The organism is Actinokineospora sp. UV203 (genome assembly GCF_056323665.1).
The window spans coordinates 6,042,120-6,067,463 of sequence record NZ_CM150484.1; the positions used below are offsets into that span (position 1 = coordinate 6,042,120).

Below are 25,344 nucleotides of genomic sequence, written 5' to 3' on the forward strand. Positions count from 1 at the left end.
CTATCTCATCCGCCGCAACCGCCGCCGCAACCGCCGCCGCCACAGCCACCCCCGCTGCCGCACGACGATCCTCCCCCGGATGAGGACCCCGAACCACACCCCGACGCGCCGGAGTTGCTCGCGGCGATCGCCTGCTTCTGCGATTCCAGCGCCGAGGCGAGCTCGGTGTCCGGGTGGGCGGCGAGGCCGCTGAGCGCGACCACGCCGACCACCCCGACCAGCCCCGCCGCACCCCCGTACAGCACGGCCGCGTCGTTCGCCTGCTTCGACGACCGGGTTCCCCGGGCGTCGGCGAGCAGCCGTTCCGCCGCGTATGTCCGGTCCGGCACCGACTTGCGGTACAGCAGGACCGTCACCACCGCGGTGGCGACCAAGGCGAGCGTGAGCCAGCCGATCGGCCGCCCCTCGGCGAGCCCGTTCGTCCACCGCGCGCCCCCCACCACGAACAGCACGGTCAGCGGCAGGATCCCCCAGCGGGCCCGAGCCGCGTCTTCGCCGACGAGCAACCCCTTGCGGGCCAAGGCTTCACCGAGCTTGTGCACGACGTCGCCCCGACCGACCTTGTCGACGAGCAGACCGATACCGCGTTCCCGGTGCCGCTGGATGTCGGCCAGCACCGCCTGATCGATCGGGTCCGTCGCGGTGGACCCCTCGACCACCCGCACGGTTCCCTTACGGCTCGGCCGGACCTTGTCCCGGTCGATCAACCTGGTGACGGCGGTCTCGACGACTCGCCGAGGCCCGCCCGCCAGGTACGCCAGCTCGTCGAGTGTGAGCTGACCCGGTCCGATCGCCCCGCTTGCCGCCCGCGAGTCGGCGGACCCCGCGCGGACCATGATCCGCACCGCCAATGCGAACAGCAAAGCGAAAGCGAAAGCGACCACGTAGATTCTCAGGAAATCCGGTCCCGCGATTCCCCACGGTTCATTCATTTCGGTCCCCCCTCACGCCAAGTTGCCCTGACGTCACACATGCTGTTCGCGGTGTGACCGCGAGCACAAGGGACCTTGATTTAGATTTAGGGAAGCCGTGGGGCGGATTTAGGCTTCTTGAGCCGGACTTGAGGTGTCGGGCACCAGGCGCAGGGAAATCGAATTGATGCAGTAGCGCTGGTCGGTCGGCGTCGGGTAGCCCTCGCCCTCGAACACGTGCCCAAGGTGGCTGTGGCAGCTCGCGCAGAGGACCTCGGTGCGCATGGTGCCGAACTGGCGGTCCTCGCGCAGCACGACGCTCTCACCGGCGAGCGGGGAGAAGAACGAAGGCCACCCGCAATGCGACTCGAACTTGGTGTCGCTGCGGAACAGTTCCGCGCCGCACGCGCGGCACTGGTAGACCCCGACCGTCTTGCTGTCGGTGTACTCACCGGTGAACGGGCGCTCCGTTCCGGCCTGGCGCAGCACCACGAACTCCTCAGGGTTGAGCTGAGCCCGCCATTCCTGCTCGGACTTGACGACCCTGGGGGTGGCGCCGACAACGGGTTTCACGAGATCTCTCCTCCAAGCGCGCACGGGTTCAGCCCAGCAGCATGCTGAAGATGAACGCCAGCGTGTCCCACGCGGCGACGATGACGCCGAGCAGGATCAATGTCACCACGATGCCCGCGGTGACGCGGTAGTGGCCACCCAGGCGGTTGGCCGCGTCGGCGAAGTCGCCGACGCCGCCGATGTAGCCCTCGACGGTGTAGCCCGGACGCACCCGCTCGACCCGGTCGAGGTGCTCGGCGAACGCCCGGGCCTCGGGGTCGTCGGGATCCAGGCCGATCAGGTCGTCGGCGAAGCGGCCCGGCGGTCCCGGGCGCGGCTCATCGTCGGCTGTCCCGGCGGAACCTGTCGCGACCATGCTTCAACGGTAACCCGAACGTGGTTACCTGTCGCCCAGCTTGCGTTCCTCTATCTCCGCCTGCTCGGTCTTGAGGTGGACGAACGAGGTGAAGCCCCACTCCTCGAGCCTGCCCAGCTGCGCGCCGAACTTCCCGCGCCTGCGGATGGGGGAGACCGGCCTGCCGTCCGCGCGCAGCTCGCGAGCGGTGCCGGTGACCCGCGCGAGCGGGACGTCGGCCTCGTAGAGCACGGCGACGGACTCACCGCGCGCCTGGCCTTCGAGCAGGTCGACGATGCGCTCGAAGCCGATGGAGAACCCGCAGGCGGGCACGTCGCGACCCAGGGAGCGGCCGATCAGCTTGTCGTAGCGCCCGCCGCCCGCCACGGAGCCCGAGGAGCCCGGGTGCACGATCTCGAAGATCTGACCGGTGTAGTAGCCCATGCCGCGCACCAGCGTCGGGTCGAATTCCCAGGTCAGTGGCCTGGTTTCGGCCAGCGAGCGCAGCGCGTCGGCGGTGGCGGACAGGTCGGCGACGACCTCGTCGGACAGGCCGGGGACCGACGCGGTGAGCTGGTCGGCGAGCTTGGCCGGATCGATGCCCTGCAGACCGGTGATGCTCGCCTGCAGCTGGTTGATCCGGTCGGTCTCCAGGCCACGGCCCGCCAGCTCGGCGCGCACGCCGTCCCAGCCGACCTTGTCGAGCTTGTCGAGGGTGATGAACAGGCCGGTCCACTCCGACTCCGGCAGGCCGATGCCCTCGGCCAGCGCGGACAGGAAGCGGCGGTCGGACACGCGAACCGTGGTCCCGTCGAGGCCGACCGCGGCCAGCGCCTCGGTGGTCGCCTCGATCAGCTCGACCTCGGCCAGCACCGACTCCTCGCCCAGCATGTCGATGTCGCACTGGTGGAACTGCCGGTAGCGGCCCTTCTGCGGCCGTTCGGCACGCCACACCGGGCCCACCTGGAACGAGCGGAACGGCTGCGGCAGGGTGGCCTGGTTGTTGCCGTAGAACCGGGTCAGCGGGACCGTGAGGTCGTAGCGCAGGCCGAGGTCCACCAGCTCGCCCAGCGTGGTGTCGGCGGCGACGGCCTCGTCGAGGCCGCGGCGCAGGACCCGGTAGATCAGCTTCTCGTTCTCGCCGCCTTGGCCGCCGGTGAGGCGTTCGATGTTCTCCAGGGCGGGCGTCTCGATGCGCTGGTAGCCGAACCGGTGGTAGACCTCGGTGATCTGGGCCAGGACATGGTCGCGCACGGCGACGGTCGCGGGCAGCAGGTCACGGGTGCCCCTGGCGGGGCTGTTGTCCATCTTCACCGGTACGGGTTCCTCGCAGATCGCGGTAGCTTGACGAGCAGTACGGTACCGGGGCAGTGAACAGTTCGAGATTCCTGTGGGCATCCCCGGCGTGGAGTTGACCGATCTTGTCGGTGCTGGTCGGTATGGTCCGTCTTGATGACCATGGTGTTGTAGGCGTAAAGATTCGCGCTGGACCCGACATTGGCCCAGGAGGCCGTGTTGCGGTCGCATTGTGGTGGGCAGCGCTATGCCTAAGGCGACTGTTGCGCCATGGTGGGCCGAGAACTCGAAAGAGGCGTACTCCTCTGGTCTGGGGAATCTCGCGACTGTCGACCGCATGTGACGCTGCCCGCATTGGCGCTGTGCGGACGCATGAGTCGACCCGGAAACTGGCTCGGCATGTCGAGCGCGGTACCGCCCGCATCCGCTCGGCCACGATCACCCATCAAGGTGGGCGCTGGTTCTGCTCGTTCTCCGTCGAGATCGAGCGTCATGACCCCGCCCCGGTTCGACCAGCCTCCGTCGTCGGTGTGGATCTGGGGATCAAGTCGTTGGCCGTGCTCTCCACCGGCGAGGTCATCCCCAATCCGAGGCATCTCGACGTCGCGTTGCGGGAGCCGCGCAGGTTGCAGCGGCAAGCGGCCCGCCGTACCGGCCCGGACCGGCGCACCCGGCAGGCGCCGTCGGCGCGGTGGCGCAAGACCCAGGCCCGGATCAGGCGTCTGCACATCGCGGTGGCCAACGCCCGTCGTGACGGGTCGCACAAGCTGTCCACTCGGCTGGTCCGTACCCATGGTGTGATCGTGCTCGAAGATCTCCACGTGGCAGGGATGCTGCTCAACCGCCGCTTGGCCCGGCACATCGCCGGGGTTGGCATGGGCGAATTGCGGCGGCAGATCATCTACAAATCCGGGTGGGCCGGTGGCCGTGTTTACCTGGCGGACCGCTGGTTCCCGTCATCGAAGACCTGTTCGACTTGTGGCGTGGTGAAAGCCAAACTACGCCTGTCCGAGTGGACGTTCAGCTGCGACCAGTGCGGATTCGTTCTGGATCGTGGTGTCAACGCCGCCCGCAACCTCGCCCAACTGGTGGACGAGGTGACGGGTGGTATGTCCTCTTCGAGTTGCGGGGCGACACGAAACGAGCCCGATGGAAACCCATGTCAGACCCGCATTGCGCGGGCGGCTGGTACCGCCACGGGAAGACCCACGAGGTCAACGCCGCGCCGCAGGATGACGGCTCACGACACGGCTTTGCCCGTCTTGAACGGCTGTGGATAGATCCGCGCGTGCATTGCCTCGTCGCCGTAGGCTGGGGCGGTGGCAACAGAGGCTGTGGAGATCGCCGTCGGCGACCGGGCGGTGCGAGTGTCCAATCCGGACAAGCCGTACTTTCCCGAGTTGGGCCTGACCAAACGTCAGATCGTCGAGTACTTCCTGTCCGTGGGCGACGGCATCCTCGGCGCGCTGCGCGAGCGCCCGACGACGCTGGAACGCTGGCCTGGTGGCGTCTTCGAGGGCGCGAAGCTGTCCACCAGGGCCGACAACCGGGGTGACGCGTTCTATCAGAAGCGCATCCCGAAGGGCGCGCCCGATTACGTCGAGACCGCGCGCATCGCCTTCCCCAGTGGCCGTTCCGCCGACGAGGTCTGCCCGACGGAGCTGGCGGTGGTGGCGTGGGCGGTGAACCTGGGCACCCTGACGTTCCACCCGTGGCCGGTCAGCCGGGCCGACGTCGACCGGCCCGACCAGATGCGGATCGACCTCGACCCGCAGCCGGGCACCGACTTCTCCGACGCGGCCAAGGTCGCGTTCACCGTGCGTGAGCTGCTCGCCGAACACGGCATCGAGGCGTTCCCCAAGACCTCCGGCGGCCGGGGCGTGCACCTCTATGTCCCGATCGAGCCACGCTGGACCTTCGTCGAGGTCCGCCGGGCGCTGATCGCGTTCGGCCGCTCGGTGGAGAAGCGGATGCCCGACGAGGTCACGATCAACTGGTGGAAGGAAGAGCGCGGCTCGCGCATCTTCATCGACTACAACCAGATGGCCCGCGACCGCACGATCGCCTCCGCGTACTCGATCCGCCCGACGCGGCGCGCGCTTGTCTCCGCCCCCGTCACCTGGGACGAACTGGGGGACGTGCACCCGGAGGACTTCTCGGTGCTCACGATGCCCGCCCGGTTCGCGCAGGTGGGCGACCTGCACGCACCGGTGGCGGAGAAGGCGTTCTCGCTGGAGCCGCTGATCGAGCTGGCGGACCGTGACGAGCGCGATCAAGGGCTGGGTGACCTGCCTTATCCGCCGGATTATCCGAAGATGCCGGGGGAGCCCAAGCGGGTCCAGCCATCGAAGGCCCGTGACGACACCTGACTTGGGGCCCGCCGAAAGCTGGGCGACCGCCGCCGCACGCCGCACGCTGGGGGGTGAAGACCCTCGGCTGTGGATCGCCTTCGACGCCGAAATCCGGCATTTCTGGCAGCGCCCCCGTGATCGCGCACCCGCGCACCCGCTCGCCGTCGCCATCGCGGCCTGTGATCGGTCCGGATGGGTGCGTGAGACCGCCGTCGCAGAGATCGCCGAACTCGGCGACCCCGCGGTGTGGCCCGTGCTCGCCCTGCGCTGCGCCGATTGGGTGCCGCAGGTCCGCTCCCGCGCCCGGGAGGTGGCGCTGCGGTGTCTGGCGGAGTCGCCGAGGGCCGCGTTCGAGGCGCTCGCGCCGACGGCTTTCGTCCTGGCCAGGCGGGTCGAAGGGGGTTGGCTGGCCGGTGTGATGGACGGGCACCTGCGGGACGGGCCTGCTGAGGTCCTGGCGTCGGCACTCGACTCGCGGCACCGGGTGGTCCGTCGTGCCGCGTTTCGGATCGCCTTTGCGCGGCTGCCCCTCGACCGGCTGCTGCACGCGGTGCGTTTCGATGGTGACATCGCCATCCGGGTGCGCTGCGCGGAGGCTGTGATTCGTATCGGCGATGCGGACGTCACCCGCCTGCTGTTGTCCAGCGGAACGGCGGGGGTTCGCGCGGAAGCCGTGCACGCGCTGGGGCTGGCGGGTGATACCGACCCGGCTGAAGCCGCGCTCACCGACCGCAATGGGATGGTTCGCGCGACAGCGCAGGCCATCCTCGCAGGCATGGGTGAGACCGGCGGTGATACCGAGTTGTTGCGTCCCTACCTCAGCCATCCCATCGCCCGGGTCCGCGTCGAGACCGTCCGCGGGTTGCGGCGATTGGGTGACATGCCGGTCGACCTGCTCGCGCCCATGCTCGCCGACCCGTCGCCCTCGGTGACGCGGCAGGTGGTGCTGTCACTGCGCGGGCGTGAACTCGACATGTCGTTCCTGTTGCGCCACTTGGGTGTCGACCAGCCACCCCACAATCGTTTCGCCGCCTACCGATTGTCAGTGGCACGCGACACGTGGACCCGGATCGAGACGAATCTGGCACTCCTCGACGATGCCTTTCTGGGTGGCCGGGCACACGCGGATATCGCCGCCTGGCTCAGAAACAGCGCCGTGACTTCCTACTTGGCGCCCACCGCCGAGCGCGTCACCCGGGTGGACGCACTGCTCCGCGCGTCGACGACGCTGGGCGAACACACTGTGTCGCTACTGCGGTTCCACATGGGTCTGCACCGGTAGAGACGCGAATTTGTCGTTCCCTTCCTTTACACTGCAAGGAAGGGAAGGAGACCGCCATGACGGATTCGTACCTTGTGCGCTACGTCGGCGGTCCATTGGACGGCCGGGTGGACACGCTGGCGGCGTCGCCGGAGAGTCCCCGCTCGACGGTGACCCATGTCCATCTGCACGGCGGGCCGAAGATCGTGCACCACTACGACCTGCACTACGCGGTCGAATACGGTTGCGAGTACCGGCTCCGCGAACACTGAGTCCTAAGTGGACCGATTGGTTTCGAGGATCATCACGCAGAGTCCGCACCGCGGGCCGTCACTGCCCTCCGGCTCCAGGTCGGGCGGCGCGGCGTGGGTGCATGACGCCCGGTAGTGCTGGTGGCCCAAACGGGTGCCCGGCGCCATGGGGAACGCGTGCAGCTCGCCGTCGTAGCAGCTGCGCCACCAGAGATACCGCACCGTCATCTTTGGCAATGTAAGCCCGCCGCCCGCCGACGGCATCCGGTGCCGTCCGAACGGGTGGCTGTCGGCCTGTCGGACTGTCGGACCCACCGGGCACACTACGCGCGGATCAGTGCACCGGGAGGAAACGAATGGCGAGGGTGGCGTCGCTGTCGACCGAAGAGGTCGAGCGACTCAGGGGTGACGTGACGGCGGGCAAACCCGCGGGCGTGTGGTTCACGGCGGCGGCCGTGGGGGTGACGGCAGGCCAGTCGGGCAAGGTCGTCGGGTTCACCGAACCAGCGGAAGGCGATTTCATCCAGGTGCGCCCCACCGGCTCCCGCGACGAACTCACCTTCTCACCGGCGGAGTTGACGCTGGTCAAGCCGCCGCCGAAGCCGAAGCAGGCACCGGCGCTGGTCGTGGTCGAGCCGGTCGCAGCTGTGCCGGAGGTGGTGGTCGGCATCGAGCCCGCGCCGGTGGTGCGGAAGCCGCCGCCGCACAAGCCCGCGGAGGTGACGGTCACGCTGCACTCGACGCTTGAGGGCGAGTGGACCGTGGATGTGCTGGTGGGGAAGAAACGGGTGGTCCGGTGGGAACCGGTGCCCGCGGGCGATGTCGCTCGGGCGGCCAAGTCGCTGCCTGCGGGGGTGGGGGAGGCGATCGGGACGGCTCTCGAGGCGGCGAAGCGCAGGCAGTTGGCTCGGGTGGAGCAGCTGAAGGCGGAGTTGGACGCGGCTCAGCGAGCGCTCCGAGACTTGGGGTAAAGCTGGGTCTGACGGTGCCCGTTGGTGGTTTGCCGACTTGGCGCGCGGGTGCTGTTTGGGTGGGTCCAGAGGCAATCAGATGATCAGGGCGGGCAGACGGTCCCGTCGCGAGGGATTTTGCCGTCACTGAAGAACGTGTAAACCGTGTCGGTGGCGCACGGTGAGATGCCGAGAGCGCCATGGCCCGTTCCCTGCCAGGACACCAGCACCGCCGATGTCAACTGCTGGGCGGCGTGTTGGGTGCCCGAGTGTGGGGTGACCCCGTCCGTGGCCGTGGAGAGGACGACGATCGGGGGTGCTGACTGGGCGTGCGGCTGGGTCACCGGGTGGCTCGCCACCGGCCACGGGCTGCACAGGGCCAGCCACTGCGCGGTCAGGCCGCCGAAGACGGGGTACCGGGTGTTCCAGTCTTTCGCCGTCGCCTCCAGCTGTGCCGTCGACAGGCGGCCCCGGGTGTCGTTGCACCTGGTCACGAGGGTGCCGTCGAACATCGCGGGGAGTTCGTCGGTTTCCTGGACCACCGGTGCGGCGAACGCGGCGAGGCCGTCCGGCACGCCGCTTCGGGCGTCGGCGATGGCTTTCGACAGGGCGGGCCACGCCTGCCGGTCGGGCAGGGCGGCGAGGACTCCTCGCAGGACGATCCCGGGGGTGAGGTCGAAGTCGTCGGTGACCAGGGGCTCAGCGGACAGCACCTCGGTCAGCGCTTGCCGGGCGTTGGCGCCCAATTCGCAGCCGCGGCGGGCGCACTCTTCGGCGAACGCACTGAACAGGGCGTCGGCGCCCTCGGCGACGCCGGCGAGGGTGACCGCGGCGTCTTCGTTCGGGTCGGGGACGCCGTCGAGAACCATCCGGCCGACCCGGTTGGGGTAACGCTCGGCGAACACCGACAGCACCCGGGAGCCCTCGCCGTGGCCGATCGCGTGCAGCCGCTCCATGCCGAGCGCCACCCGGGCGGACTCAAGGTCGGCTGCCGTCCGCCAGGTGTCGATCGCGGGCAGCCGCGACTCCAGCGCGAGGGTGCACTGCTGCCCGGCGGTCCGGGCCAGATCGACCCAGGCGTTGACGTCACCCGCCCGTGGGTCCAGCGCGACCAGTTCGGCGCGGACCTCCTCCGGGACGCACCGCACGGCGTCGGAGTTGCCGGTGCCGCGGCGGTCGAGGCCGACGAGGGAGAACTTGGTGAGGAAGTCGGGGGACAGGGTCATCGCCAGCTTGACGGCGTACAGGGTGCTGGGCAGCCCATCCACGTCATTCACCACGACGAGCGGCACCGGCCCGGTGCCGACCCGCAGCACCTGCATCCGCATGGTGCCCCGGCCGGGCGCGTACGGGGAGTCCAGGACGCCGTTGACCCGCCCGCAGTCGATCTTCAGCGAAGCCGGTGGAGCCAGTTTGGTCAGCCGGTCGGTGACCTCCGGCCCACACTGCGCCCACCGCACGGCCTGGTTCTTCGGCTCACCAAGCGGCGGCAGCGGCTGCGGCCCGGCTTCGGTGGTCGCGGGCGGACCCGGGTCCCCCTCGTTCACGACGATCGCCGGCCGCTCCGAGGGCCCCGCGGTACACGCGGCAAGCAACGCGACCGGCAGCAGCCAGGACACCCGTCCGACCCTCACGCCCGCGCGTCCCTCCTATGCCTGATCACCGGCCCACAGCGTGCCGGCTCGTGAGTGAGACCACGGTAAATCTGTCGCGCCCAGACTTAGGATGGATTCGCCGGGATTGTCCACAGTGTCCGGCGGTTGTCCACAGCAAGATCGGCATAAGCCCATCACCGCCCGATCGCCGATAAACTGGACAAGGGCAGCCCCCCAGGGAGGGTGGGGGTTTGCTCGGGGGTCGGGGCGGCGGGGAGAGAGAGGCTTGGGCTCGTGGTTGTCGCGCACGTCGATGGGGCGGGTCGGTCGCCTTCGTCGTGGTTTGGGGCGGTTGTCTCCGGGACGCCTCGGTTGGTGGGGGCCATTCCGCCTACGGCGCAGGTGTTGGTAGGGATCGTCAGCGTGCAGGTCGGTGCCGCGCTGGCCAAGCAGTTGTTCTCCGTGACGGGGTCCTCCGGGGTGGTAGCCCTTCGGCTGGTGTTCGCGGCCGCCGTCCTTCTGCTCATCTGGCGGCCCTCGCCGCGGGTGGCGCGGAAGGATTTGCCGGTCATCGTCGGCTACGGGTTTGTGCTCGCCACGATGAACGTCCTGTTCTACCTCTCCCTCGCCCGCATCCCCCTCGGCATCGCGGTGACCGTGGAGTTCCTCGGCCCGCTCAGCGTCGCCCTGCTGGGCACGCGGCGCTGGCTTGACGCGTTGTGGGCGGTGCTCGCCGGGGCCGGTGTCGTGTTGCTCGCGCAGACCCTGGGTGGGGCCGACGTCCTCGGGCTGTTGTTCGCGCTCGGTGCCGGTGTCTGTTGGGCGGGGTACATCCTGCTCAGCGCCAAGCTCGGCAGTCAGTCCAGTGACGGCAAAGGCTTGGCGCTGGCCATGGCGTGCGCGGGCCTGATCGCCGCGCCGGTCGGCATTGTCGACGCCGGGACCGCGCTGCTCTCGCCGATGGTCTTGCTCGTCGGCCTTGGTGTGGCGCTGATGTCCTCGGTGATCCCGTACTCGCTCGAACTCGAAGCCCTGCGCAGCATCCCCCCGCGGGTGTTCGGCGTCCTGATGAGCTTGGAGCCCGCCGTGGCCGCGATCGCGGGGCTGGTCGTGCTGCGGGAGGCCCTGAGCGCCGCCCAGTGGGTCGCGATCTGCTGTGTCGTGGCCGCGTCCGCGGGCGCCACCCGCACCGCCCGCCCCGACGTCTAGCGGGCCCGCACCTCACCGCGCAGCACCGACGCCAAGTCGTACCGCGCGGGCTCCTCCAGCTGCTCGTACGTGCACGAAGCGGGCTCGCGGTCCGGGCGCCACCGCTGGAACTGCGCGGTGTGCCGGAAACGGCTCGGGTAGCCGCCCTCGGTGTGCTCATAGGCGACCTCGACCACCCGCTCCAGCCGCAGCGGCACCCACGGCTGCTCAGTGGTGCGCCACCGGCTCACCGCCCCCGGCATCCGGGTCGTCTGCTCCTCATGCCAACTCGCCCACGGGTGCCCCTCGGCGCCGCCGGGGATCAGCTCGGCCATCTCCACCGCCAGCTCCCGCCTGCGGACCGCGGAGAACGACCCGACGACCCCGACGTGGTTGAGGCCCCCGGTGTTGTCGTAGAGCCCCAACATCAACGACCCCACGGCCTCACCCGGCTCGGTGTCCTTGTACCAGCGCAGACCCGCCACCACACAGTCCGCGGTGCGCGAGTGCTTGAACTTGAGCATCGTGCGCTTGTTCGGCGTGTACGGGCCGTCCGCGGGCTTGCCCATCACTCCGTCGAGCCCCGCGCCCTCGAAGATCTCGAACCACTGGCGGGCCATGTCCGAGCTGGTCGTCGCCGGGGTCAGGTGCACCGAGTCGGTGACCTTCAGCAGGTCTTCGAGCCTGCGCCGCCGCTCGACGCCCGGGGCCTCCAGCAGGAGTTCGTCGCCCAAGGCGAGGACGTCGAAGGCGATGAAGCGCGCGGGCGTGGTCTCCGAGAGCATCTTCACCCGACTCGCCGCCGGGTGGATACGCTCGGCCAGCTTGTCGAAGTCGAGCCTGCCGTCGATGTCGACGACCAGCTCACCGTCGATCACGACCCGCTCCGGCAGCGCCTCCCGCAAGGCGGCCTCGGCGTCGGGGAAGTAGCGGTTGAGCGGCTTGCCCGAACGCGACTGCAGGATCACCTCGTCGCCGTCACGGAAGACCAGACAGCGGAAGCCGTCCCATTTCGGCTCGAACACCAGGTTCGTGCCGTCCGGGATCGACTTGACAGCCTTGGCCAGCATCGGTTGCACCGGCGGAGTCAGAGGAAGCGCCACGCCGCCCATACTGCCCGTTCAGCGGCGCCTCGGCAGCGAAACGCGCCTATCGTGGGTGGCGTGACCGATCCACGCGTCGACGCCCGCATCGAGAGTTTGCAGCCGTGGCAGCAGGCGATCTACCGGCAGGTGCGGGAGTTGGTGCACGCCGCGGACCCTGAGGTCGAGGAGACCATCAAGTTCACCGACCGGCCGTATTTCGTGCTGCGGGGCAATATTTGCGCGCTGCTGCCCGCGAAGGACCACGTCAACATTTTCCTCTATGACGGTGGAATCGTCCCCGACCCGGACGGGATCATCACCGCCGGACACGACAACAAGACCGCCCGGACCGTCGCCGTTCGTCCGGGCGAGGAGATCAACTCGCCCGCACTGCTGGCGATGTTCAGGCAGATCATCGCGAACAATCGGGCCGGGGGCTGGCGCAAGCTCAAGAACGGCTGAGTTCAGCGCACCCGTTGGCGTTGCGCCGCTCCAAGCTCCAGCCGCACCGCTGTCGGCAGGTGGTCGACACCGAGGGATTCGCGGGCCTGACGCAGGACGGTGTCGTCCACTTCCTGCCACACCTGCTTGACGTCGGTGCCGTCTTCAAGCCACAGGCTCAGCCTGAGCGCGGGCTCTTCTTCGTCGCCGACCATGGTCGCCCGGGCCTTGCTCACCCCGGGCACCTGCTCCGCGTCGGTGGCTATGGCTTCGGTGATGGCGCTGGAGGTGACCAGTACGCCGTGGCCGATCGTCGGGTCCAGCGCCAGGTCGGGGTGCTTCTCCGGGCGCAGGGTGGCGAAGACGATCCGCAGGCCGAAGGCCAGCAGCAGCAGGCCCAGCACGATCGCGCCGATTCGGGCCGCCAACTGCCAGTCGACCAAGGCGCGCAGGACTTCCGGGTCCAGGACTGGGCGGGTTGCCCTGCCCTCGCCGAAGACGCCGTAGCCCAAGAGGCCCGCGCCAACTCCGAGCAGCAGCAGAAGCAGGCCGGTGGTCATGGTCAAGGCGCGTTCGCCGCCGTAGGAGCGGGCGGCGGCGCGGGTGGCGGGAGAGGTCATGAGCGGTCCCTGGGGGAGTCGACGACCACGGATACCTTGGGCTGACGCCGCAAAGGCAAGTCGGCGAGGGTGGACCGAACGGCGCCGAGCAGCCGGGGGCGCAGTTGGGCCTCCGACTCCAAGGCGCTGGTCGCGCGCACCCGGACCCGCTTGGCTGTGGCGCTCACCGACGCGCCGGTCACGTTGTCCTCGCCGCGGACGCGCGTGCCCACGATCCGGGCCAGCGAACGCGGCGACGTTTCGACCGTGACGCCCGGTGAGGGCTCCCGCAGGCCGACATTCGTGCGCCGCGCCAGGGACGCGAACAGGGCCAGCAGCAGGCCCACGGCGGCGACGGCGGCCGCGGTGATCAGTACCGCGGTGCTCTGCCAGCTCAGGTCGGCCAGCGTGTCGCGCCACTGCCGCCAGGGGACGAGCAGGGACGGGCTCGCCGGTCGCCACCACGCCCACGCGACTTCGATGGCCGGCAAAGTGCCCGCCGCGGCCAACGCCAGGCCGAGCAGCAGGCTCAGAATTCTCACCAGGACACGCACGGGCTCACTCCACTCGGGGACGGATCTTGGGCCGCAGCGCGGAGACCGTCACGTCGACGCCGCGCACGTGGTGGCCGGTCAGCCGCTCGACCTCGGTGATGACGCGCTCGCGCACGTCCTCGACGACGGTCCGCACGGGAGCCGGGTAATGCAGCGCCACGTCGACCTTGAGCCGGACCTGGTCGCCGTCGCCGGTCACGTCCACTTGAGCGCCGTGGGTGCCGACTTCGACGCCCACCAGCTTGCGGGCGATGGCCGTGGTGCCGGGCGACTCGTCGGCCGCGTGTTCGGCGATCTTGCGGACCACCGACAGGTCGACCCGCAGGGTGCCGCGGTCGTCGACTCGCCGCTCGCTGACCTGGGTCACCGGTCCTTGCCCTTGGCGCCGCTGAGGACCTGGGACAGGTCGAGCTCGCCGTCGAGCATCCGCCCGACGACCAGGCCGATGAAACCGAGCACCAGGGTGATCAGGAACGCGCCGAACCCCTGGGTGGCGGCCAGCCCGAGCAGCAGGCCCGAGACCAGGCCGATCTGGGTCGTGTTCATGCCGGTACTTCCTTGCTCTCGAGGTCGTTGACGTGCACATTGATCGGGAGGTCACCCGCGACGCGCCGGACTCGGTCGCGCAGGGCGGCGGCGACCGCCGGGATCGGCCGGTCGGGCCGCAGGACCACCGAGACGGTGATCCGGTCGGCCGCGATCACGCCGACCACGCGCCTGCCGGGCAGATAGGTCGCGACGGTCTGGAAGGGCCCGCCGTCGAGCCGGGCCACCGCCGGATCGGCTAGGACGGCCTCGCCGATCCGGTCGACCAGTTCGCCGGTGTGGATCGCGGTCATTCGACCCGGGACTTCTCGGCGGCCTCGTCGCCCGCGTTGTCGTCGGGCAGGTGGACGTCCTCGACGGAGATGTTGACCTCGATGACCTCCAGGCCCGTCATCCGCTCGACCGCGGTGATCACGTTGCGGCGCACCGCGCGCGCGAGGTCGGCGATGCTCGCGCCGTACTCGACGATCATGTCGAGGTCGATCGCGGCCTGCTTCTCGCCCACCTCGACCGACACGCCCGCGGTGGACGAGGTGCCCGCGCCGGGGATGCGCTCCTTGATCGCGCCGAACGCGCGGGACATGCCGCCGCCCATGGCGTGCACGCCGGAGACCTCGCGGGCGGCCATGCCTGCGATCTTCTGCACGACGTTGGACGCGATGGTGGTCTTGCCCTGGCCGTTCTCGTCGGCAAGACGGGCGGGCGCCGGGGACTGGCGGGCGGCCGGGACCGTGTCGCGCAGGTCGTTCTGACTGTTGGTCGTCACCATGCTGGGCAGGCTCCTTCGGCTGGACTGCAACGGATCGACATCGTGATCCATTCTCGAAGGCACCGGGGTACGTGCCTGGGCGACGCGGCATGTTGACCGGAAAGAGTTAATCCGAAAGGACACCATCAGATGACATCCGGCGTCTCAAGTGGATACTTGCCGCCCGGTTGACGAGTGTGTCACTCCTCCCGGCGATAGCGCAGCATCAGGAAGCCGTCCTCGGTCAGCACCGACGCCAGCGCGAGCCGCCGCGGCACCTCCGGCGGCGCTCCCATGGCGATCCGCCCCGCGCGCCCGCCCGCGAGCAGCGGCGAGACCGTCAGACACAGCTGGTCGACCAGGTCGGCCTCGATCAGCGAGCCGAACAGCTGCGGACCGCCCTCGCAGCACACCCGCCGCAGCCCGCGCGTGGCCAGTTCGACCAGCGCCACCCGCGGATCGACTCGCTCGTCCCCGGCCACGATCACGTCGGCGCCCGCCGCCGTCAGCGCCGCGCGCCGGTCGACCGGGGCCGACTCGGCGGTCACGATAATCGGCGGCACCAAGGTGTCGGTGACCAGCGGCGAGTCGGGCGCCACCGAACACCGCCCGGTGACCACGGCGATCGGCGGCACGGGCGCCAGCCTGAGCCGGGAGCGACGCTCTCGTCGCAGCTCAGTCCTCTTGATCCCGCGATAGCGTTCGTCGCGGACGGTGCCCCAGCCCACGAGCACCACGTCGGCGAGGTCGCGGCCCAAGGCGAAGATCCGCTTGTCGCCGGGGCTGGACAGACTGGCCGACTGCCCCGCCACGGCGACCGCGCCGTCGGTGCTGCTGACGAAGTTGACCTGCACCCAAGCCCGGTCAAGGTCGCCCGGATAGGCGTAGAGCGTTTCGAGTTCGGTGTCGTCCACCACAGCCGGTGAAGCCTGACCTGGGGAAACCCGGTTCTCGGGCCACAACATGTGCACTAGGACATCCCATCACGCCGCTACGCTCCCGTGCATGCCCGCCAGCCTGCTCGCCCGCGCGCCCGAGATCGGCGCGGAGGAGCTGATCGCCACGATGGCCCCGCCGCCCCGGTTCGGTGCGGTCCGGTTCGACACCTATGTCCCGAACCCGGACGAGCCCAGCCAGGCCGCCGCTGTCCGCGACTGCGCCGCGTTCGCCGCGAAGGTGAACGCGCGGCGGGACAAGTCGCTGTTCTCGCGGATGTTCGGCGGCAAGGCCGAGACCGGTCGGCCCGGGCTCTACCTCGACGGCGGCTTCGGCGTCGGCAAGACCCACCTGCTCGCCTCGATCTGGCACGCCGTGCCCGGTCCGAAGGCCTACGGCACGTTCGTCGAGCTGACCCACCTCGTCGGCGCGCTCGGCTTCACCCAGGCCGTCGAGCGGCTCAAGCAGCACCGGCTGCTGGCGATCGACGAGTTCGAGCTCGACGACCCGGGCGACACCATGCTGGTCACCCGGCTGCTCTCGCAGCTGACCGACGCGGGCGTGCATGTCGCGGCCACGTCGAACACGCTGCCGGACAAGCTCGGCGAGGGCCGCTTCGCCGCGGACGACTTCCTGCGCGAGATCCAGGCGCTGTCGTCGCGGTTCTCCGTGGTGCGCGTCGACGGCCCGGACTACCGCCACCGCGGCCTGCCCGACGCCCCCGCCCCACTGTCCGATGTGGACCTCGACGCCAGTGCGGAGGCGATCGAAGGGTCCACTGTGGACGATTTCGACGCGCTGTGCGGGCACCTCGGATCGCTACACCCCTCGCGCTACGGCAAGCTCGTCGACGGCGTGTCCGCCGTGCACCTGCGGGGTGTGCACGCGCTGCGGCACCAAGACGTCGCGCTGCGCGTGGTGTCGTTCGCCGACCGGCTTTATGACCGCGCAATCCCGGTGGTGGTGTCTGGGGAGCCGGTGTCGGCCCTGTTCACCGAGGACATGCTGCGCGGGGGATACCGCAAGAAGTACTTGCGGGCGGTCAGCAGGCTGGTCGCGCTGTCCCGTGACGCCGCGGCCGCTCGCTGAGTCAGCGCCGTGGGGAGTCGGCGGCGCGCTGCGAGCGGTCGATCAAGGCCCACACGGACACACCGGCGTCCGAGTCGGCGGCCCGTGATCGGGCCTTGGCTGGCCGCGGATGATCCCGCAGCTCCTGGCGCACCTGGTCGTAGATGGGCGTGTCAGTCACGTACATCCTCTCGTCCGGCTTCCCGTACAAGCACAGTACGCCCGCGACCCTCTGACGCCACAGGGTGGTCCGTTCGCTACATCGAGTGATCCGGACGAGTGAACTTGTCACGGTGCGGTGCTTTCCACGGGTGACGTCACGGACGGTGGGTCGCCACGCGCTGGGCGGCGAAGTCGATCAGCGCGGCCAGAACGATCACCACGGCGACGCCCCAGAACAGCGCGCCGACCGTGTCGGTGAGGTAGTGGAACTCGCGGCCGACGATCGCTCCCGCGCCCACGGCGAACAATCCGAAGGCGATCACACCGGTGCCGACAGCTTGAGCGCGGGTCGAGTTCGCCGCGGCGACGAGGACCATCACCGTGAGGATCGCGACCAGAGTCGTCGTGTGGCCGCTCGGGTAGGCGAGGGTGTCCTGGTGCGTGCGGTCGAAGAGCGGCTTGAGCACCACCGTGTTGATCCCGGCCGCCACCACCGGACCGAGGACCGCCAGCGCCGCCACCTTGGGCCTGCCCGCCCGCACGGCGATGGCGGTGATGATCGCCACGATGGCGATCGTCACGGCCGGGTGCGTGCACAGGGTCAGCGGGATCGCCAGGTCGGGCCGCCGGGTCAGCACGTCGAACACGGCCTTGTCGAACGGGCCCTCCGCGGTGTTGCCCGCGACCTCCACCCCGATCGCGGCCATGACCAGCACGAAAACGCCCGCGAGGGCCAGGCCGAATCGGGGCGCGGTGAGCAGCGGACGTTCCACCACACCACTATGACAAACTCAACCGCGCATCGGACCGGCCCCAAGGGGACCGTGACGAAACTCGACCACGGTCGCCCACCCACCCGCACCATTACGCGGCAGGTGACCCCAACATAAAATTCCGGGGAGGCGCACGAGCCATGGGACACCTCGATGCCTCCGGGCTCTCCTACACCCTGCCCGACGGCCGGGTGCTGTTCCGCGACGCCGGGCTGCGGATCGGCGCGGGCCAGGTCGTCGCGGTGGTCGGGGAGAACGGGGCGGGCAAGAGCACGCTGCTGCGGATCATCTCCGGCGAGCTGACCTCGCCCGACGGCGGTGTCTCGATTCAGGGCGGGCTGGCGGTGATGCCGCAGTTCGTCGGCTCGGTCCGCGACGACCGCACGGTGCACGACCTGCTGCTCGCCGTCGCGCCCGCCCCGCTGCGGGCGGCGTCGGCCGAGCTGGACCGGGTCGAGCTGGCCCTGATGGAGACCGACGACGAGCCAACGCAGATGCGCTACGCCCAGGCGATCGCCGATTACGACGAGGCGGGCGGCTACATCGCGGAAGTCCTGTGGGACACCGTGACCGTCGCCGCGCTCGGTGTCGGCTACGACAAGGCGCGCTACCGCGAGGTCCGGACGCTCTCCGGTGGCGAGCAGAAGCGGTTGGTGCTGGAGGCGCTCCTGCGCGGGCGCGAGCAGATCCTGCTGCTCGACGAGCCGGACAACTACCTCGACGTGCCGGGCAAGCGCTGGCTGGAGCGGCGGCTGGCCGAGAGCGCGAAGGCGATCCTGCTGATCAGCCACGACCGGGAGCTGCTCGCCGGTGTGGCCACCCAGGTGGTCACGGTCGAGGCGGGCACCGCGTGGACGCACCCCGGTGGGTTCGTCAGCTGGCACGACGCCCGCGAGGCCCGCTGGGAGCGCGTCGCCGAGCAGCAGCGGCGCTGGGACGAGGAGCACGCCAAGCTGCAGGACCTGGTCAAGCTGATGCAGCGCGCGGCGGCGACCAGCCACGAGATGGCGAGCCGGTACAAGGCCGCGCAGACGCGGCTGCGCAAGTTCGAGGAGATCGGCCCGCCGCCGGTCCCGCCCAGACCGCAGAAAGTCAAGCCGCGGCTGCTCGGCGGGCGCACCGGCATCCGGGCGATCACGTGCGAGAACCTGGAACTGACCGGGCTGATGAAGCCGTTCGACGTCGAGGTCTTCTTCGGCGACCGGGTCGCGGTGCTCGGATCGAACGGCTCGGGCAAGAGCCACTTCCTGCGCCTGCTGTCCGACGGCGACAGCGTCGCGCACACCGGCGTCCGCAAGCTCGGCGCGCGCGTCGTGCCGGGTTTGTTCGCCCAGACCCACCACCATCCGGAGTGGGTCGGCCGCACCCTGGTCGACATTCTGTGGCACGGCGAAGGCGCGCGGACCGGTCTCGACCGCGGCGCGGCGGCCTCGGTGCTGAGCCGCTACGGCCTCGGCGGGTCGGCCGAGCAGCGGTTCGAGACGCTCTCGGGTGGGCAGCAGGCGCGGTTCCAGATCCTGCTGCTCGAACTCGGCGGCTCGACCCTGCTGCTGCTCGACGAGCCCACCGACAACCTCGACCTGCATTCCGCCGAGGCGCTGCAGGACGCGCTGGAGGCCTACGAGGGCACGGTGGTCGCGGTGACGCACGACCGCTGGTTCGCCCGGTCGTTCAACCGGTTCCTGGTGTTCCAATCCGACGGTGTGGTGTCCGAATCCGACGAACCGGTGTGGGACGAGACCCGGGTACGCAGAGCCCGATAAAGCGGCGGTGAGTGGAGGCCGGGCGGCCGGGGCGACGCGCACCCGGCCGCCCGGAGTTCAGTGGGTGACGATCGAGGCGATGGCGTCGACCCCGAGGTCGATCTCCGCCTCGGTGATCACCAGCGGCGGCGCGACCCGCAGCGTGGTGTCGTGGGTTTCCTTGCACAGCACGCCGCGCTCCATCAGGGCTTCCGACGCCGCCCGGCCGGTGGGGCCGCCGGGGGCGATCTCGACGCCCGCCCACAGGCCCCGGCCGCGCACCTCCGCGACGCCGCGCCCGACCAGTTCGCCGAGCCGCCCGTGCAGGTACGCGCCCAGGGTGGTTGAGCGCTCCTGGAACTCGCCGGTCGCGAGCAGCTTGACCACCGCGCGGCCCACGGCGCACGCCAGTGGGTTGCCGCCGAAGGTCGAGCCGTGCTCGCCCGGCTTGAGCACGCCCAGGACGTCTCCGCGGCCGACGACCGCGGAGACCGGCAGGATGCCGCCGCCGAGCGCCTTGCCCAGCGTGTAGAGGTCGGCGCGGACACCCTCGGCATCGAGCGCGAACAGGGTGCCGGTACGGGCCAGGCCGGACTGGATCTCGTCGGCGATGAACAACACGTTGTTGCGGTCGCACAGCGCGCGGACCTCGCGCAGGTAGCCCGACGGCGGCGCGAGGACGCCCGCCTCGCCCTGGATCGGCTCGACCAGGATCGCGGCGGTGCGGTCGGTGATCGCGGCTTCGAGCGCCTGCGCGTCGCCGTACTTGACGACCTTGAAGCCCGGGGTGAACGGGCCGAAGTCGGCGCGGGCGACCTCGTCGGTGGAGAAGGAGATGATCGTGGTGGTCCGGCCGTGGAAGTTCGAGCCCGCGACAATGATCTCCGCGGTGTTCTCCGGGACGCCCTTGACCCGGTAGGCCCACTTGCGAGCCACCTTCACGGCGGACTCGACGGCCTCGGCGCCGGAGTTCATCGGCAGCACGAGGTCGGTGCCGGTCAGCTCGGCCAGCTCGCGGCAGAACAGCCCGAGCTGGTCGTGGTGGAAGGCGCGGCTGGTCAGCGTCACCTTGTGCAGCTGCTCGACCGCCGCGGCGACGAGCGCGGGGTGGCGGTGGCCGAAGTTGAGCGCGGAGTACCCGGCGAGGAAGTCCAGGTAGCGCTTGCCGTGCACGTCGGTCACCCAGGCACCCTCGGCCTCGGCGATCACCACCGGCAGCGGGTGGTAGTTGTGCGTGCTCCAGCGCCCGTCCAGGGCGATGAAGTCGGCCGCCGACTCCGGCGTGGCTGCGGTGGTGGGAGGGACAGTCACGGTCATGCCCCCAGGCTAAAGGGGCGGCATGATGGTTTCATCCGGCGAGTGTTGCTTATTACGCCGATTTGTTGCGCCATCTCCAGGTTGGACGGCCGTTTGTTGCGCGAGCAGAAGTCGGCTCGGCGGTTTACTCTTCCTGGATGGGTAAGAAGCTAGGCACGTCCACGTCCGTCCGCGACGCGCTGAGGGTACGCCCGGGCGGCGAGATCCCGCATGCGCCGCGCGACACGCCGGTCGGCCCGTCGTTCAAGGTGGAGGCCGCGGCAGGCCTGGCCGGGACCGGTGCGGAGCTGGCGAAACTGCAGGAGGCGCTGTGGGCGGAGGGCACCTTCGGCGGTGGTGAGCGCAGTGTCCTGCTGGTTCTGCAGGGGATGGACACCTCGGGCAAGGGCGGCACGATCGAGCACGTCTTCGGCCTGATGAACCCGCAGGGCGTGCGGGTCGCGTCCTTCAAGAAGCCCACCGCGACCGAGAAGCGCCACCACTTCCTGTGGCGCATCCGCAAGGAGGTCCCGGCGGCGGGCCTGATCGGCGTGTTCGACCGGTCGCACTACGAGGACGTCCTGGTGGTCCGCGTCGACGAACTGGTCCCGCCCGCGAAGTGGGAGCCGCGCTACGACGAGATCAACGAGTTCGAGGCCGAACTCGCCGCGGCGGGCACCACGGTCGTGAAGTGCTTCCTGAACATCTCCGCCGAGGAGCAGCGCGAGCGTCTGCTGGCCCGGCTGGAGACGCCGGAGAAGCAGTGGAAGTACAACCCGAGCGACCTCGACGTCCGGGCCAAGTGGGGCGACTACGAGAAGGCCTACGCCGACGTCCTCGACCGCTGCTCCACCGAGGACGCCCCTTGGTACGCCATCCCGGCCGACCGCAAGTGGTACCGCAACTGGGCGATCGCGCAGATCCTCCTGGAGACCCTGCGCGAGCTCGACCCCAAGCTGCCGGAACCGGCCTACGACGTCGCCGCGGAACTCAAGCGGCTCAACAAGAACGACCCGCTACTGGCCGGCGCAGCGGAATGAGCCATCGCCGCGCATCCAGCCGCGGAAGACCTGCTTGTACCAGAGCTTGTCGTAGATCACCGAGTGCGTGCAGGTGATGTTGACCTTGAACGGCAGCTCGACGATGCCCTCGTCCCGGTCGACCCAGCGTCCCTCGCCGGGGAAGCTGACCTTCCACTCCCAGGCGATCTGGTCGGAGGCCAGGCTGGTGCGCACGTCGGCGGAGGCGTCGAGGATGTAGGCGCCGTGGTCGTTGTCGCGGACGTTGTACTTCCAGCTGAAGACCATGTCCCACTTCCACGCGGCGCCGAGGAAGCCGCCCAGGGTCTCGCCCAGGATGCCTTTCTGCGTCTCGCCGTGGTACTCCGAGGAGATCCCGACGATCTCCCCGTCCGCGCCGCCCTCGAGTGTGCTGTCGGAGACGCCGTCGGGCAGGCAGCGGGCGAAACCGCCCTCCTCGACGACCAACTCGTGGCCGGGCCGCATGATCAGCTTGATCGTCTCCACACCCTTGTTCACCACATCGAGCGCCGCGCCCGCTGTGCCAAGTGCTCCGGTCACGGTGCCCTCCTACGCCATTTCCGACGAGTTGACCTGCATGGATTGCGCGATGACATCCTGGAACTGTGCGGTCGACAGCTCCTCGTCGGCGCCTCCGACGGGCTGCCATTGCTCGCCGTCCCAGCGCCACTGCCCGTCCTCCGAGAGCATCCCGGGCGTGGCGTCGGTGGGTTCGGTGGTGGTCACGGCCTGCCAGTCGCTGCCGTCCCAGCGCCACTGGCCGTCCTCGGACAGCGCACCGACCTCCGGGCCTGTGGGTTCGGGTTCGGCCTCGGGTTCGGCGTAGCTGACGGTCTCCCGGCCGAGCGCCTCCCAGGTCTCGGGGCCGACGTGGCCGTCCTCGGGAAGCCCGTAGTTGCGCTGGAACTCGCGCACAGCGTCCTCTGTGGACTCCCCGAAGACGCCGTCAGCGGGGGCGTGGAAGTACCCGAACGCGGCGAGGCGCTCCTGCATGGCGAACACGTGGTCGCTCTGGTCGCCCGCCGCCAGTTCCTCGTTCAGCGGAGGTAGCTCGCTCATGCGGCCACCTCACAAGTTCGGGGGCTCCACTCGCGAAGGCACTGTGACATTGATTCGCTCGCAGGCTCGCTCATGGGCCGACTCCTCGGGATCCGGGATGGTCCCCTCACCCTGCTGGCGCGGGCGTCGGTCGGTTATCGCCTTCGGGACGGCCGAACGGACACGTCCGGCCGCCCCATCGGGCGAGTCAGCCCGCGTGCGGGATCACGTCGTCCCCGTAGGCGGCCAGGGTCTTCTCGCGCTGGTCGTGCATCAGGTACAGGGCGAACTGGTCGACGCCCAGCTCCGTCAGCTCCGCGATCCGGTCGACGTGGGCCGAGGCCGGGCCGAGCAGGCAGAAGCGGTCGACGATCTCGTCGGGGACGAAGTCGGTGGACGGGTTGCCCGCCTTGCCGTGGTGGGCGTAGTCGTAGCCCTGCCTGCCGCGGATGTAATCGGTGAGCTCGTGCGGCACCGGGCCCGACTCGCCGTAGCGGGTGACCAGATCGGCTACGTGGTTGCCGACCATGCCGCCGAACCAGCGCAGCTGGTCGCGTTGGTGAGCCAGGTCGTCGCCGACATAGGCCGGGGCGGCGACGCAGATGGTGATGCCGCCAGGGTCTCTGCCTGCCGCCTTCGCCGCGTCGCGCACGGCGTCGATGGTCCACTTGGCGATGGCCGGGTCGGCCGTCTGCAGGATGAAGCCGTCGGCGTGTTCGCCGACCAGTTTCAGCGCCTTCGGGCCGTAGGCGGCCATCCACATCTCCAGCCTGCCGTCGCGCACCCACGGAATGCGCACGGGCGCCCCGTGGTGTTCGACCTCGCGGCCCTCCGCCAGTTCGCGGATGACGTGCATGGCCTCGCGCAGGACGTCGAGGGTCGCCGGTTTCTGGCCGATGACCCGGCGGGCGGAGTCGCCGCGGCCGATGCCGCAGACGGTGCGGTTGCCGAACATGTCGTTGAGGGTGGCGAACAGCGACGCGGTCACCGACCAGTCACGCGTGCTCGGGTTGGTCACCATCGGACCGATGACCAGCGAGTTCGTCGCCGCCAGCACCTGCGAGTAGATGACGAACGGCTCCTGCCAGAGCACGCACGAGTCGAACGTCCAGCCGTGGGTGAAACCCCGCTGCTCGGCCTCGGCCATCAGCCGCACGACTTCCCGCGCGGGCGGGTCGGTCTGCAGCACCACTCCGAAATCCATGTCCCGCTCCTTAGATGAGGTACTGAGACAGGTCGCGCTTGAGGAACTTGCCGTGCCCCTCGCGGCCGTGGAACGCGCCGTCGGCGATGACCACCGCGCCCCGGGACAGGACCGTGTCGACCTTGCCGGTGATGTCCATGCCCTCGTAGGCGGAGTAGTCGACGTTCATGTGGTGCGTGGCCGCCGAGATGGTCTGCTTGGCGGTCGGGTCGTACACCACGATGTCGGCGTCCGCGCCCGGCGCGATCGTCCCTTTGCGACCGTGCAGGCCGAACATCCGCGCCGGCGTGGTGGAGCTGATCTCCACCCAGCGCTCCAGGCTGATCTCACCGGCGACGACCCCTTGGTGCAGCAGGTCCATCCGGTGCTCGACGCCCGGCATCCCGTTGGGGATCTTGGAGAAGTCGTCGCGGCCCATCTCCTTCTGGTCCTTGAAGCAGAAGGGACAGTGGTCGGTCGACACCACCGACAGGTCGTTGGTCCGCAGCCCGCGCCAGAGGTCCGTCTGGTGGTCCTTGGGTCGCAACGGCGGCGACGCGACGTACTTCGAGCCTTCGAAGCCCGGCTTCTTCATGTCCTCAATGGACAGATAGAGGTACTGCGGGCAGGTTTCGGCGAACACGTTCTGTCCGGTGTTCCTGGCCGCCGCCACGGCTTCGAGCGCGTGTCGGGCCGACAGGTGCACGATGTAGAGCGGCGCGCCGGTGACCTTCGCGAGCTGGATCGCCCGGGAGGTCGCCTCGCCTTCCAGCTCCGGTGGCCGGGTCAGGCTGTGGTGCACCGGTTCCGTGCGGCCCGCGGCGATGGCCTGGGCGACGAGTTGGTCGATGGCGATGCCGTTCTCCGCGTGCATCATGATCATCGACCCGGTCTCCGACGCGCGTTGCATCGCGCGCAGGATCTCGCCGTCGGTGGAGTAGAAGACACCGGGGTAGGCCATGAACATCTTGAAGCTGTTGACCCCGGCGTCGATGCACGACTCCATCTCCTTGAGCGACGAGTCGTTCACGTCGGAGATGATCATGTGGAAGCCGTAGTCGATGGCGCAGTGGTTGTCCGCCTTCTCGTGCCACTTGTCCATAGTGGACAGCAGTGACGTTCCTTTGGCCTGGACGGCGAAGTCGATGATCGTTGTCGTGCCGCCCCACGCCGCCGCCGTGGTGCCGGTGGCGAAGGTGTCGTTGGAGAAGGTGCCGCCGAACGGCATCTCCATGTGCGTGTGCGCGTCGATCCCGCCGGGGATCACGTACTTCCCGGTCGCGTCAATGATGGTGTCGGCCTCGGTGAACACACCGGGAGCCGCCACGGCGGCGATCGTCTCGCCGTCGACCAGCACGTCGGCGGCCATCCGGCCGGTCGCGTTGACGACCGTGCCGTTGCGGATGAGCGTGGTCATCGCGTC

The 25,344-nt window shown here is 69.6% G+C and carries 31 protein-coding genes; 10 read left to right on the plus strand and 21 right to left on the minus strand.

Translation table 11 applies throughout. The annotated features are described in order from the left end of the window. Positions 1-5: 5 nt before the first annotated feature. The 4 genes from ACUZ2Y_RS29045 to hisS all read right to left on the minus strand — a co-directional run bounded on the left by ACUZ2Y_RS29045 (position 6) and on the right by hisS (position 3,126). Positions 6-932: a TIGR04222 domain-containing membrane protein gene (locus ACUZ2Y_RS29045; protein ID WP_476324849.1), complete on the minus strand. Its 927-nt coding sequence runs from the start codon at positions 930-932 to the stop codon at positions 6-8. A gap of 108 nt (positions 933-1,040) precedes the next feature. Continuing rightward, the gene (gene msrB / locus ACUZ2Y_RS29050) at positions 1,041-1,484 is read right to left on the minus strand and encodes a peptide-methionine (R)-S-oxide reductase MsrB (protein ID WP_476324851.1); all 444 of its coding nucleotides are present in this window, start codon (positions 1,482-1,484) and stop codon (positions 1,041-1,043) included. Between the two features lie 28 nt (positions 1,485-1,512). Then, positions 1,513-1,839 carry a hypothetical protein gene (locus ACUZ2Y_RS29055; RefSeq protein ID WP_476324853.1) on the minus strand — a complete coding sequence of 109 codons (327 nt, stop codon included), beginning with the start codon at positions 1,837-1,839 and terminating at the stop codon, positions 1,513-1,515. A 24-nt stretch (positions 1,840-1,863) separates the two neighbouring features. Then, a complete protein-coding gene (hisS, locus tag ACUZ2Y_RS29060; protein ID WP_476332130.1) occupies positions 1,864-3,126 on the minus strand; it encodes a histidine--tRNA ligase in 1,263 nt (420 codons plus the stop codon). 131 nt (positions 3,127-3,257) lie between these two features. On the opposite strand from hisS, the gene ACUZ2Y_RS29065 reads away from it, so the two are divergent. The 4 genes from ACUZ2Y_RS29065 to ACUZ2Y_RS29080 are packed head-to-tail and all read left to right on the plus strand — an operon-like array spanning position 3,258 to position 6,998. After that, a complete protein-coding gene (locus ACUZ2Y_RS29065) occupies positions 3,258-4,394 on the plus strand; it encodes an RNA-guided endonuclease TnpB family protein (protein ID WP_476332132.1) in 1,137 nt (378 codons plus the stop codon). A gap of 39 nt (positions 4,395-4,433) precedes the next feature. Beyond that, on the plus strand, positions 4,434-5,483 hold the full coding sequence (locus ACUZ2Y_RS29070; protein ID WP_476324855.1) for a DNA polymerase domain-containing protein: 1,050 nt from the start codon (positions 4,434-4,436) through the stop codon (positions 5,481-5,483). Next, a complete protein-coding gene (locus ACUZ2Y_RS29075) occupies positions 5,470-6,747 on the plus strand; it encodes a HEAT repeat domain-containing protein (protein ID WP_476324857.1) in 1,278 nt (425 codons plus the stop codon). Before ACUZ2Y_RS29070 ends, ACUZ2Y_RS29075 begins: the two co-directional genes overlap by 14 nt. 56 nt (positions 6,748-6,803) lie before the next feature. Next, positions 6,804-6,998: a hypothetical protein gene (locus ACUZ2Y_RS29080; RefSeq protein WP_187222294.1), complete on the plus strand. Its 195-nt coding sequence runs from the start codon at positions 6,804-6,806 to the stop codon at positions 6,996-6,998. 3 nt (positions 6,999-7,001) lie between these two features. On the opposite strand, the gene ACUZ2Y_RS29085 is transcribed toward ACUZ2Y_RS29080, so the two are convergent. Continuing rightward, positions 7,002-7,205 carry a hypothetical protein gene (locus ACUZ2Y_RS29085; protein WP_476324859.1) on the minus strand — a complete coding sequence of 68 codons (204 nt, stop codon included), beginning with the start codon at positions 7,203-7,205 and terminating at the stop codon, positions 7,002-7,004. Between the two features lie 128 nt (positions 7,206-7,333). Between ACUZ2Y_RS29085 and ACUZ2Y_RS29090 the strand changes: the two genes are divergently transcribed. Next, positions 7,334-7,948 (plus strand): DUF6319 family protein, encoded by a 615-nt coding sequence (locus ACUZ2Y_RS29090; protein ID WP_476324861.1) that lies wholly within the window; start codon positions 7,334-7,336, stop codon positions 7,946-7,948. 83 nt (positions 7,949-8,031) lie between these two features. Here ACUZ2Y_RS29090 and ACUZ2Y_RS29095 read toward each other — a convergent pair whose 3' ends face one another. Next, a complete protein-coding gene (locus ACUZ2Y_RS29095) occupies positions 8,032-9,561 on the minus strand; it encodes an alpha/beta hydrolase (protein ID WP_476324863.1) in 1,530 nt (509 codons plus the stop codon). A gap of 255 nt (positions 9,562-9,816) precedes the next feature. Between ACUZ2Y_RS29095 and ACUZ2Y_RS29100 the strand changes: the two genes are divergently transcribed. Further along, entirely contained in the window at positions 9,817-10,731 is a 915-nt protein-coding gene (locus tag ACUZ2Y_RS29100; RefSeq protein WP_476324865.1) for an EamA family transporter, read from the plus strand. Here ACUZ2Y_RS29100 and ACUZ2Y_RS29105 read toward each other — a convergent pair. Then, positions 10,728-11,822 (minus strand): ATP-dependent DNA ligase, encoded by a 1,095-nt coding sequence (locus ACUZ2Y_RS29105; protein ID WP_476324868.1) that lies wholly within the window; start codon positions 11,820-11,822, stop codon positions 10,728-10,730. The genes ACUZ2Y_RS29100 and ACUZ2Y_RS29105 overlap by 4 nt on opposite strands. A gap of 51 nt (positions 11,823-11,873) precedes the next feature. Here ACUZ2Y_RS29105 and ACUZ2Y_RS29110 point away from each other — a divergent pair, with 51 nt between their 5' ends. Continuing rightward, complete coding sequence (locus ACUZ2Y_RS29110) at positions 11,874-12,257, plus strand: DUF1801 domain-containing protein (protein ID WP_476324870.1); 384 nt, start codon at positions 11,874-11,876, stop codon at positions 12,255-12,257. A gap of 2 nt (positions 12,258-12,259) precedes the next feature. Here ACUZ2Y_RS29110 and ACUZ2Y_RS29115 read toward each other — a convergent pair whose 3' ends face one another. The 7 genes from ACUZ2Y_RS29115 to ACUZ2Y_RS29145 form a co-directional block, all read right to left on the minus strand. Further along, complete coding sequence (locus ACUZ2Y_RS29115) at positions 12,260-12,856, minus strand: alkaline shock response membrane anchor protein AmaP (protein WP_476324872.1); 597 nt, start codon at positions 12,854-12,856, stop codon at positions 12,260-12,262. Next, positions 12,853-13,389: a DUF6286 domain-containing protein gene (locus tag ACUZ2Y_RS29120; protein ID WP_476324874.1), complete on the minus strand. Its 537-nt coding sequence runs from the start codon at positions 13,387-13,389 to the stop codon at positions 12,853-12,855. The genes ACUZ2Y_RS29115 and ACUZ2Y_RS29120 overlap by 4 nt, the downstream gene beginning before the upstream one ends. Positions 13,390-13,393: 4 nt before the next feature. Continuing rightward, entirely contained in the window at positions 13,394-13,756 is a 363-nt protein-coding gene (locus ACUZ2Y_RS29125) for an Asp23/Gls24 family envelope stress response protein (protein ID WP_476324876.1), read from the minus strand. Continuing rightward, positions 13,753-13,935 carry a hypothetical protein gene (locus ACUZ2Y_RS29130; RefSeq protein WP_091381384.1) on the minus strand — a complete coding sequence of 61 codons (183 nt, stop codon included), beginning with the start codon at positions 13,933-13,935 and terminating at the stop codon, positions 13,753-13,755. The genes ACUZ2Y_RS29125 and ACUZ2Y_RS29130 overlap by 4 nt, the downstream gene beginning before the upstream one ends. Further along, positions 13,932-14,228 (minus strand): hypothetical protein, encoded by a 297-nt coding sequence (locus ACUZ2Y_RS29135; protein WP_476324878.1) that lies wholly within the window; start codon positions 14,226-14,228, stop codon positions 13,932-13,934. Before ACUZ2Y_RS29135 ends, ACUZ2Y_RS29130 begins: the two co-directional genes overlap by 4 nt. Beyond that, positions 14,225-14,704, minus strand: a complete 480-nt coding sequence (locus ACUZ2Y_RS29140; protein ID WP_476324880.1) for an Asp23/Gls24 family envelope stress response protein — start codon at positions 14,702-14,704, stop codon at positions 14,225-14,227. Before ACUZ2Y_RS29140 ends, ACUZ2Y_RS29135 begins: the two co-directional genes overlap by 4 nt. A 179-nt stretch (positions 14,705-14,883) precedes the next feature. After that, the gene (locus ACUZ2Y_RS29145; protein ID WP_476324882.1) at positions 14,884-15,648 is read right to left on the minus strand and encodes a pyrimidine reductase family protein; all 765 of its coding nucleotides are present in this window, start codon (positions 15,646-15,648) and stop codon (positions 14,884-14,886) included. A gap of 40 nt (positions 15,649-15,688) precedes the next feature. Here ACUZ2Y_RS29145 and zapE point away from each other — a divergent pair, with 40 nt between their 5' ends. Further along, positions 15,689-16,708, plus strand: coding sequence for a cell division protein ZapE (gene zapE / locus ACUZ2Y_RS29150; RefSeq protein ID WP_476324884.1), 1,020 nt, complete (start codon positions 15,689-15,691; stop codon positions 16,706-16,708). A 1-nt stretch (position 16,709) separates the two neighbouring features. Here the strand turns inward: zapE and ACUZ2Y_RS29155 are convergent, their stop codons facing one another. Both ACUZ2Y_RS29155 and ACUZ2Y_RS29160 read right to left on the minus strand, forming a co-directional pair. Continuing rightward, on the minus strand, positions 16,710-16,868 hold the full coding sequence (locus ACUZ2Y_RS29155) for a hypothetical protein (protein ID WP_187222322.1): 159 nt from the start codon (positions 16,866-16,868) through the stop codon (positions 16,710-16,712). Between the two features lie 136 nt (positions 16,869-17,004). After that, positions 17,005-17,622 (minus strand): phosphatase PAP2 family protein, encoded by a 618-nt coding sequence (locus ACUZ2Y_RS29160; protein ID WP_476324886.1) that lies wholly within the window; start codon positions 17,620-17,622, stop codon positions 17,005-17,007. Between the two features lie 140 nt (positions 17,623-17,762). On the opposite strand from ACUZ2Y_RS29160, the gene ACUZ2Y_RS29165 reads away from it, so the two are divergent. After that, on the plus strand, positions 17,763-19,385 hold the full coding sequence (locus ACUZ2Y_RS29165; RefSeq protein ID WP_476324888.1) for an ABC-F family ATP-binding cassette domain-containing protein: 1,623 nt from the start codon (positions 17,763-17,765) through the stop codon (positions 19,383-19,385). 57 nt (positions 19,386-19,442) lie between these two features. On the opposite strand, the gene rocD is transcribed toward ACUZ2Y_RS29165, so the two are convergent. Then, positions 19,443-20,681 (minus strand): ornithine--oxo-acid transaminase, encoded by a 1,239-nt coding sequence (gene rocD / locus ACUZ2Y_RS29170; RefSeq protein ID WP_476324890.1) that lies wholly within the window; start codon positions 20,679-20,681, stop codon positions 19,443-19,445. Positions 20,682-20,818: 137 nt separating this feature from the next. Between rocD and ACUZ2Y_RS29175 the strand changes: the two genes are divergently transcribed. Further along, a complete protein-coding gene (locus ACUZ2Y_RS29175) occupies positions 20,819-21,700 on the plus strand; it encodes a PPK2 family polyphosphate kinase (RefSeq protein ID WP_476324892.1) in 882 nt (293 codons plus the stop codon). Here ACUZ2Y_RS29175 and ACUZ2Y_RS29180 read toward each other — a convergent pair. The 4 genes from ACUZ2Y_RS29180 to hydA all read right to left on the minus strand — a co-directional run bounded on the left by ACUZ2Y_RS29180 (position 21,677) and on the right by hydA (position 25,338). Beyond that, positions 21,677-22,240 carry a hypothetical protein gene (locus ACUZ2Y_RS29180; RefSeq protein ID WP_476324894.1) on the minus strand — a complete coding sequence of 188 codons (564 nt, stop codon included), beginning with the start codon at positions 22,238-22,240 and terminating at the stop codon, positions 21,677-21,679. The two genes, ACUZ2Y_RS29175 and ACUZ2Y_RS29180, sit on opposite strands and share 24 nt — an antisense overlap. Positions 22,241-22,249: 9 nt before the next feature. After that, positions 22,250-22,759: a peptidoglycan-binding domain-containing protein gene (locus tag ACUZ2Y_RS29185; RefSeq protein ID WP_476324896.1), complete on the minus strand. Its 510-nt coding sequence runs from the start codon at positions 22,757-22,759 to the stop codon at positions 22,250-22,252. Between the two features lie 187 nt (positions 22,760-22,946). Then, the gene (locus ACUZ2Y_RS29190) at positions 22,947-23,942 is read right to left on the minus strand and encodes a TIGR03842 family LLM class F420-dependent oxidoreductase (protein WP_476324898.1); all 996 of its coding nucleotides are present in this window, start codon (positions 23,940-23,942) and stop codon (positions 22,947-22,949) included. Between the two features lie 10 nt (positions 23,943-23,952). Beyond that, positions 23,953-25,338, minus strand: a complete 1,386-nt coding sequence (gene hydA, locus ACUZ2Y_RS29195) for a dihydropyrimidinase (RefSeq protein WP_476324900.1) — start codon at positions 25,336-25,338, stop codon at positions 23,953-23,955. Positions 25,339-25,344 lie beyond the last annotated feature (6 nt).

What these genes read in the sequence shown, in the direction of transcription:
- ACUZ2Y_RS29065 (WP_476332132.1), top strand. Translation starts at nt 3,258, where the DNA reads ATGGTCCGTCTTGATGACCATGGTGTTGTAGGCGTAAAGATTCGCGCT.
- ACUZ2Y_RS29055 (WP_476324853.1), bottom strand. Translation starts at nt 1,839, where the DNA reads ATGGTCGCGACAGGTTCCGCCGGGACAGCCGACGATGAGCCGCGCCCG.
- hydA (WP_476324900.1), bottom strand. Translation starts at nt 25,338, where the DNA reads ATGACCACGCTCATCCGCAACGGCACGGTCGTCAACGCGACCGGCCGG.
- ACUZ2Y_RS29190 (WP_476324898.1), bottom strand. Translation starts at nt 23,942, where the DNA reads ATGGATTTCGGAGTGGTGCTGCAGACCGACCCGCCCGCGCGGGAAGTC.
- ACUZ2Y_RS29085 (WP_476324859.1), bottom strand. Translation starts at nt 7,205, where the DNA reads ATGACGGTGCGGTATCTCTGGTGGCGCAGCTGCTACGACGGCGAGCTG.
- ACUZ2Y_RS29140 (WP_476324880.1), bottom strand. Translation starts at nt 14,704, where the DNA reads ATGGTGACGACCAACAGTCAGAACGACCTGCGCGACACGGTCCCGGCC.
- ACUZ2Y_RS29145 (WP_476324882.1), bottom strand. Translation starts at nt 15,648, where the DNA reads ATGTTGTGGCCCGAGAACCGGGTTTCCCCAGGTCAGGCTTCACCGGCT.
- hisS (WP_476332130.1), bottom strand. Translation starts at nt 3,126, where the DNA reads ATGGACAACAGCCCCGCCAGGGGCACCCGTGACCTGCTGCCCGCGACC.
- ACUZ2Y_RS29090 (WP_476324861.1), top strand. Translation starts at nt 7,334, where the DNA reads ATGGCGAGGGTGGCGTCGCTGTCGACCGAAGAGGTCGAGCGACTCAGG.
- rocD (WP_476324890.1), bottom strand. Translation starts at nt 20,681, where the DNA reads ATGACCGTGACTGTCCCTCCCACCACCGCAGCCACGCCGGAGTCGGCG.
- zapE (WP_476324884.1), top strand. Translation starts at nt 15,689, where the DNA reads ATGCCCGCCAGCCTGCTCGCCCGCGCGCCCGAGATCGGCGCGGAGGAG.
- ACUZ2Y_RS29185 (WP_476324896.1), bottom strand. Translation starts at nt 22,759, where the DNA reads ATGAGCGAGCTACCTCCGCTGAACGAGGAACTGGCGGCGGGCGACCAG.
- ACUZ2Y_RS29105 (WP_476324868.1), bottom strand. Translation starts at nt 11,822, where the DNA reads ATGGGCGGCGTGGCGCTTCCTCTGACTCCGCCGGTGCAACCGATGCTG.
- ACUZ2Y_RS29175 (WP_476324892.1), top strand. Translation starts at nt 20,819, where the DNA reads ATGGGTAAGAAGCTAGGCACGTCCACGTCCGTCCGCGACGCGCTGAGG.
- ACUZ2Y_RS29165 (WP_476324888.1), top strand. Translation starts at nt 17,763, where the DNA reads ATGGGACACCTCGATGCCTCCGGGCTCTCCTACACCCTGCCCGACGGC.
- ACUZ2Y_RS29115 (WP_476324872.1), bottom strand. Translation starts at nt 12,856, where the DNA reads ATGACCTCTCCCGCCACCCGCGCCGCCGCCCGCTCCTACGGCGGCGAA.
- ACUZ2Y_RS29130 (WP_091381384.1), bottom strand. Translation starts at nt 13,935, where the DNA reads ATGAACACGACCCAGATCGGCCTGGTCTCGGGCCTGCTGCTCGGGCTG.
- ACUZ2Y_RS29135 (WP_476324878.1), bottom strand. Translation starts at nt 14,228, where the DNA reads ATGACCGCGATCCACACCGGCGAACTGGTCGACCGGATCGGCGAGGCC.
- ACUZ2Y_RS29045 (WP_476324849.1), bottom strand. Translation starts at nt 932, where the DNA reads ATGAATGAACCGTGGGGAATCGCGGGACCGGATTTCCTGAGAATCTAC.
- ACUZ2Y_RS29080 (WP_187222294.1), top strand. Translation starts at nt 6,804, where the DNA reads ATGACGGATTCGTACCTTGTGCGCTACGTCGGCGGTCCATTGGACGGC.